4 protein-coding genes are annotated in these 6,395 nt (G+C 61.0%); 1 reads left to right on the forward strand and 3 read right to left on the reverse strand.

The window, feature by feature from the left end; translation table 11 throughout:
* Nucleotides 1–3: 3 nt before the first annotated feature.
* From betA to betI, 3 genes are all read right to left on the reverse strand, one after another.
* Entirely contained in the window at nucleotides 4–1,707 is a 1,704-nt protein-coding gene (betA, locus tag WH299_RS12860; protein ID WP_122729549.1) for a choline dehydrogenase, read from the reverse strand.
* 143 nt (nucleotides 1,708–1,850) lie between these two features.
* The gene (gene betB, locus WH299_RS12865) at nucleotides 1,851–3,323 is read right to left on the reverse strand and encodes a betaine-aldehyde dehydrogenase (RefSeq protein ID WP_122729546.1); all 1,473 of its coding nucleotides are present in this window, start codon (nucleotides 3,321–3,323) and stop codon (nucleotides 1,851–1,853) included.
* Nucleotides 3,324–3,433: 110 nt separating this feature from the next.
* On the reverse strand, nucleotides 3,434–4,027 hold the full coding sequence (gene betI / locus WH299_RS12870; RefSeq protein WP_028618243.1) for a transcriptional regulator BetI: 594 nt from the start codon (nucleotides 4,025–4,027) through the stop codon (nucleotides 3,434–3,436).
* Nucleotides 4,028–4,406: 379 nt separating this feature from the next.
* Here betI and WH299_RS12875 point away from each other — a divergent pair, with 379 nt between their 5' ends.
* Complete coding sequence (locus tag WH299_RS12875; RefSeq protein ID WP_236317518.1) at nucleotides 4,407–6,341, forward strand: BCCT family transporter; 1,935 nt, start codon at nucleotides 4,407–4,409, stop codon at nucleotides 6,339–6,341.
* The last annotated feature ends 54 nt before the right edge of the window (nucleotides 6,342–6,395 follow it).

Consider the following 6,395-nt stretch of genomic DNA (forward strand, 5'->3'; position numbering starts at 1 on the left):
CAGTTACTGCGCGGTAGGGCCCACTTCACGCATCGGCTTGCCACGCACCGGCGCATCGCCTGCTACGTAGTAGTCGGCGGTGCTGCGCGGCAGCGGCTGGCGGCCACGGATCTTGTCGGCGATTTTCTCGGCGATCATGATCGTCGGCGCGTTCAGGTTACCGGTGGTGATGATCGGCATGATCGACGCATCCACAACGCGTAGACCCTGCATGCCATGCACGCGGCCTTCGCCGTCCACTACGGCCATCTCATCGGTGCCCATCTTGCACGAGCAGGACGGGTGGAACGCAGTCTCGGCGTGCTCGCGGATGAACTTGTCGAGCTGCTCATCGGTTTGCACGTCGATGCCCGGGCTGATCTCGCGGCCACGGTACTGGTCGAGTGCCGGCTGCTGCATGATTTCACGGGTCAGGCGGATGCCGTCGCGGAATTCCTGCCAGTCCTGCTCGGTGGCCATGTAGTTGAAGAGGATGCTCGGGTAGTCCCGTGGGTTCTTCGACTTCAATTGCACGCGGCCACGGCTTGGGGAACGCATGGAGCCCATGTGCGCCTGGAAACCGTGCTCTTTCACACCGTTGCTGCCGTTGTAGTTAATCGCCACCGGCAGGAAGTGGTACTGGATGTTCGGCCATTCGAATTCTTCACGGGTACGGATGAAACCGCCCGCTTCGAACTGGTTGCTGGCGCCAATGCCGGTGCCGTTGAACAGCCACTCGGCGCCGATCGCCGGCTGGTTGTACCAGAGCAGCGACGGGTACAGCGACACGGGCTGAGTGCACGCATATTGCAGGTACAGCTCAAGATGGTCCTGCAGGTTTTCGCCGACGCCTGGCAGGTCATGGACCACCGGGATGTCGAGGCTTTCCAGCAGCTTGGCCGGGCCGACACCGGAGCGTTGCAGCAGTTGCGGCGACGCGATTGCGCCGCTGCACACCAGCACTTCTTTGCGCGCGCGGGCTTCAACGCGTTCTTCGGCAGCGCCGATCAGGTAACGCACGCCAACGGCACGCTTGCCTTCGAACAACACCTTGTCGGTAAGGGCGTGGGTGACGATGGTCAGCGTGGAGCGCTTCTTGGCGGTATCCAGGTAACCGCGTGCGGTACTGGCGCGACGGCCGTTCGGCGTGACGGTACGGTCCATCGGGCCGAAGCCTTCTTGCTGGTAGCCGTTCAAGTCTTCGGTACGCGGGTAACCAGCCTGCACGCCGGCTTCGACCATGGCGTGGAACAGTGGGTTATTGCCGGCTTTCGGCGTGGTCACGCTGACCGGGCCATCGCCGCCGTGCCAGTCGTTCGGGCCGATGTCGCGGGTTTCGGCCTTGCGGAAATAGGGTAGGCAGTCGAGGTAGGTCCAGTTTTCCAGACCTGGCAATTTCGCCCAGTTGTCGTAATCCATGGCGTTGCCACGGATGTAGCACATGCCGTTGATCAGCGAAGAGCCGCCGAGGCCCTTGCCGCGACCGCACTCCATGCGACGGCCGTCCATGTGTGGCTCTGGATCGGTCTCGTAGGCCCAGTTGTAGCGGCGGCCTTGCAGTGGGAAGGCCAGGGCGGCTGGCATCTGGGTACGGAAGTCGAGACGATAGTCCGGGCCGCCGGCTTCCAGCAGCAGGACGGTGACGCCTTCGTCTTCGGTCAGACGGGTCGCCAGGGTGTTACCGGCGGAGCCGGCACCCACAATGATGTAATCGTATTCTTGGGACATTGGATGCACCCTCTTTGAAGTTGGTCAGGTCGGACCTCATCGGGGGCAAGCCCCCTCCCACATTTGGAATGTGTTCACAAATCAAAGTGTGGGAGGGGGCTTGCCCCCGATGGCGGCCTCAAAGGCAATACAAATCTCAGCTCTTAGAACACCGAGGCGTAGTCGCCCAGCTCAACCTGTACCGATTTGATGCGGGTGAAGTTGTTCAGCGAGCTGATCCCGTTCTCACGGCCAACACCCGACTGCTTGTAGCCACCGACCGGCATCTTCGCGTCGGACTCGCCCCAGGCGTTGATCCAGCAGATACCCGCTTCCAGCTGATGAATCACGCGGTGGGCGCGGTTCAGGTCTTTGGTCACCAGGCCAGCAGCCAGGCCGAAGTCGGTGTCGTTGGCGCGGCGGATCACTTCTTCTTCGGTTTCGTAGGTGAGGATGCTCATCACTGGGCCGAAGATTTCTTCACGCACGATGACCATGTCGTCGGTGCAGTCGGTGAATACGGTTGGGGCCACGAAGGCGCCTTTGGCGAAGTCGCCGTCGGTCAGGCGGTCGCCGCCGCACAGCAGGCGGGCGCCTTGCTCTTTGCCCTTGGCGATGTAGCCCAGCACGCTTTCCATGTGGGCAAAACTGACCAGCGGACCGAAGTTGGTGTTTTCGTCTTCCGGGTTGCCAACGCGAATGCGCGCGACACGCTCAACGATCTTGGCTTCGAACGCAGCTTGCAGGTGCTTCGGTACGAACACGCGAGTGCCGTTGGTGCAGACCTGGCCGGAGCTGTAGAAGTTGGCCATCATCGCGGTGTCGGCGGCGCGGTCGAGATCGGCGTCATCGAAGATGATCAGCGGAGACTTGCCGCCCAGTTCCATGGTCACGTCTTTGAGCGAAGAGCTGGAAGCGCTGGCCATGACTTTCTTGCCGGTGTCGGTGCCGCCGGTGAACGAGACCTTCTCGATGCGCGGGTGCTCGGTCAGCCAGGTGCCGACTTCACGGCCGCTGCCGGTCAATACGTTGAATACACCCGCTGGAACGCCGGCTTCGGTGTAGATCTCGGCCAGTTTCAGGGTGGTCAGCGAGGTCACTTCGCTCGGCTTGAAGATCATCGCGTTACCGGCGGCCAGGGCCGGTGCGGATTTCCACAGGGCGATCTGGATCGGGTAGTTCCACGCGCCGATACCGGCAACCACGCCCAGTGGCTCGCGGCGGGTGTAGACGAACGAGGTGTCGCGCAGTGGGATCTGCTCGCCTTCGATGGCTGGCACCAGGCCTGCGTAGTATTCCAGCACGTCAGCGCCGGTGACGATGTCGACGTACTTGGTTTCGGAGAAGGATTTACCGGTGTCCAGGGTTTCCAGGGCGGCCAGTTCGTCGTTGCGCTCGCGCAGGATGTCGACGGCACGACGCAGGATGCGCGAACGCTCCATGGCGGTCATGGCGGCCCAGATTTTCTGGCCTTTTTCGGCGCTGACCACGGCACGTTCAACGTCTTCTTTAGTGGCGCGTTGCACTTGGGCGAGAACTTCACCGTTAGCCGGGTTGATGGCGTCGAAGGTGGCATCGCTGCCAGCGTCGCTGTAACCGCCGTCAATGTAGAGTTTTTGCAGGTCGAAACGGGCCATAAAGTCCTCGCAAGTGCATAAGTGGTTGGCGTTAACCGCCGAACAGTGGGCCATAAGGGTGTGGCAACACTGAGCGGCAGCAGTTCAGGGGTTGAGCGGTTATGTGTGCTCTAACTCACCTGCTTGGCCAATTGGAAATCCATGTATTCGTAAGCGATCCGTTGCGCCTGCGCCGTGTCGAAAGCGTCTCCCGACAGGGCGCCGCGCAACCACAAACCGTCGATCAGGGCCGCCAGGCCTCGGGCTGCTTTGCGTGCGTGCGGCAGCGGCAGCACTCGGCGGAACTGGCAGCACAGGTTGGAATACAGACGTTGATCGTTGATCCGCTGCAACCTGTGCAATGACGGGTGGTGCATGCTGGTGGCCCAGAAGGCCAGCCAGGTTTTCATTGCCGGGCCGTTGACCTGGCTGGCATCGAAGTTGCCCTCGATGATCACCTGAAGGTGCGCCCGTGGGCTGTCATCCTTCAGTGCGAGCCTGCGTTCGTGGACGTTCTCGATCAGCACATTCATCAAGTACCGCATCGTCGCGGCGATCAGGCCGTTCTTGTCCTGAAAGTAGTGACTGATGATGCCGTTCGAGACGCCGGCCAAACGGGCGATCAGCGCAATGCTGGCATCTCCCATTCCGACCTGATCGATGGCCGTTAGCGTGGCTTCGATCAACTGCTGGCGGCGTATGGGTTGCATACCGACCTTGGGCATGTAGCACCTCTCCTTAGGCCTGCCGATGGGCGATCAACGTCCGTCGGCTTGAGGGCCAGTCTATTTTGTTTTGATTGAACGTTCAATCAACAAAGAATAAGATCTGCGACAAATGGTCGCGTCCTACGGGTATTTCCTACATGTAGGCACGACATCTGGCACCTGGTTAAACCCCTGAAACGTCCCTGGGCACTGCGCTCATGGGGTGCAGGGATTTAAGGGGTGTCTTTATAACACCCGTCCGTCGACTGCCGAAAAATCGATGTCCCGGGATAACCGTTGCCTTGTGTTTCTCTCTCGCACTGCCCGGAGCATCTGCGCCATGAGTTCTGCCTCTCTTATAAAGACCCCGCCAGAAAAGGTGCGGGTCAACGGTTGGGTGTTCTACACCTCCACCGCGTTGATTCTGTTGTTGACTGCCATCCTGATCATCGCCCCGCAGGAGGCCGGGCGCATGCTCGGTGTCGCCCAGGCGTGGCTGTCGAAAAGCTTTGGCTGGTACTACATGGTGGTCATCGCCGCCTACCTGGTGTTTGTGGTCGGCCTGGCGTTTTCCTCCTACGGCAAATTGAAACTGGGCAGCAAGGACGACACCCCGGACTTCAGCTACGGCGCCTGGGCCGGCATGTTGTTCTCGTCGGGCATCGGCATTTCGCTGCTGTACTTCGGCGCTTCCGAGCCGCTGGACCACTACTTCAACCCGCCCGAAGGCGCTGCCGCCAGCAATGGCGCCGCACGCCAGGCGCTGCAATTGACCTTCCTGCACTGGGGCTTGCACGGCTGGGCGATCTACGCCCTGGTCGGCCTGGCCGTGGCGTACTTCGCGTATCGCCATAACCAGCCGCTGGCCTTGCGTTCGGCGCTGTACCCGCTGGTGGGCGAGCGTTGGGTGAAAGGCGCGGCCGGCCACGCGGTGGACGGTTTCGGCATGTTCGTGACGCTGCTGGGCCTGGTGACGAACCTGGGGATTGGTTCGATGCAGGTGTCCTCCGGGCTGGAAAACCTGTTCGGCATGGAACACAGCAACACCAACCTGCTGATTGTTATCATCGTGATGAGCACCGTGGCGACCATCGCCGCCGTGTCGGGCGTGGAGAACGGCATCCGCCGCCTGTCCAACCTCAACATCGTGCTGTTCAGCGGCCTGCTGATCTTCGTGCTGCTGTTCGGCCCGACCCTGCACTTGCTCAACGGCTTGGTGCAGAACACCGGTGACTACCTCAACGGCATCATCCTGAAAACCTTCGACCTCTACGTGTACGAAGGCGACGCCGACAAAACCGAACGCTGGATGGGCCTGTGGACCCTGTTCTACTGGGCCTGGTGGATTTCCTGGGCGCCATTCGTGGGCATGTTCATCGCGCGTATTTCCCGTGGACGCACGGTGCGTGAACTGGTGGCCGGCGTGCTGCTGATCCCGCTGGGCTTTACCCTGGCGTGGCTGTCGATCTTCGGCAACTCGGCTTTGGACCTCGTGCTGAACCACGGTGCGGTGGCGTTGGGCAAGACCGCGCTGGAACAGCCGTCCATGGCCATCTATCAACTGCTCGAGCATTACCCTGCGTCGAAAATCGTCATCGGTGTGTCGATTTTCGTAGGCTTCGTGCTGTTCCTGACCCCGGCGGATTCCGGCGCGGTGATGATGGCCAACCTGTCGTGCAAAGGCGGCAACGTGGACGAAGATGCGCCGCACTGGCTGCGGATCTTCTGGTCGGCGGTGATCACCCTGGTGACCATCGGTCTGTTGTTCGCCGGCAACTTCGAAGCCATGCAGACCATGGTGGTGCTGGCCGGGCTGCCGTTCTCGGTGGTGTTGATCTTCTTTATGTTCGGCTTGCACAAAGCCATGCGCCAGGATGTGGCCATCGAACAGGAGCAGGCGCAACTGGCTGAGCGTGGCCGCCGTGGTTTCAGCGAGCGTTTGACCGCGCTGGACCTGCAGCCGAGCCAAGGCACCGTGCAACGCTTTATGGACAAGCACGTCACCCCAGCGTTGGAAGAAGCGGCGACGGCCTTGCGTGAACAGGGGCTGGAGGTGCAGACACTGCTGGGTAAATCCAAGCGCTGCATCGGTGTGCGCATCGAGATGGAAGAGGGCAACCCGTTTGTCTACGAAGTGAGCCTGGATGCTTACTCGTCGGCACCGAGCGACCTGCCCGAGGAAGAGCGTACGCGTTACTACCGCGCCGAGGTCTACCTGCACAACGGACCTCAGGAGTACGACCTGATGGGCTTCGCCCAGGAACAGATCACCCGGGACGTGCTCGATCAGTTTGAAAGCCATCGGCAGCTCCTTGGCCGTGTCTATAGCTGATACGTGAGCTAGGTGGTGTCTTCACTGACACCACTGTTCCAATGTTTGAATGGG

This window comes from Pseudomonas sp. MYb541 (assembly GCF_037479595.1).
Lineage (GTDB): Bacteria > Pseudomonadota > Gammaproteobacteria > Pseudomonadales > Pseudomonadaceae > Aquipseudomonas > Aquipseudomonas canadensis.

What these genes read in the sequence shown, in the direction of transcription:
- betA (WP_122729549.1), bottom strand. Translation starts at nt 1,707, where the DNA reads ATGTCCCAAGAATACGATTACATCATTGTGGGTGCCGGCTCCGCCGGT.
- betB (WP_122729546.1), bottom strand. Translation starts at nt 3,323, where the DNA reads ATGGCCCGTTTCGACCTGCAAAAACTCTACATTGACGGCGGTTACAGC.
- betI (WP_028618243.1), bottom strand. Translation starts at nt 4,027, where the DNA reads ATGCCCAAGGTCGGTATGCAACCCATACGCCGCCAGCAGTTGATCGAA.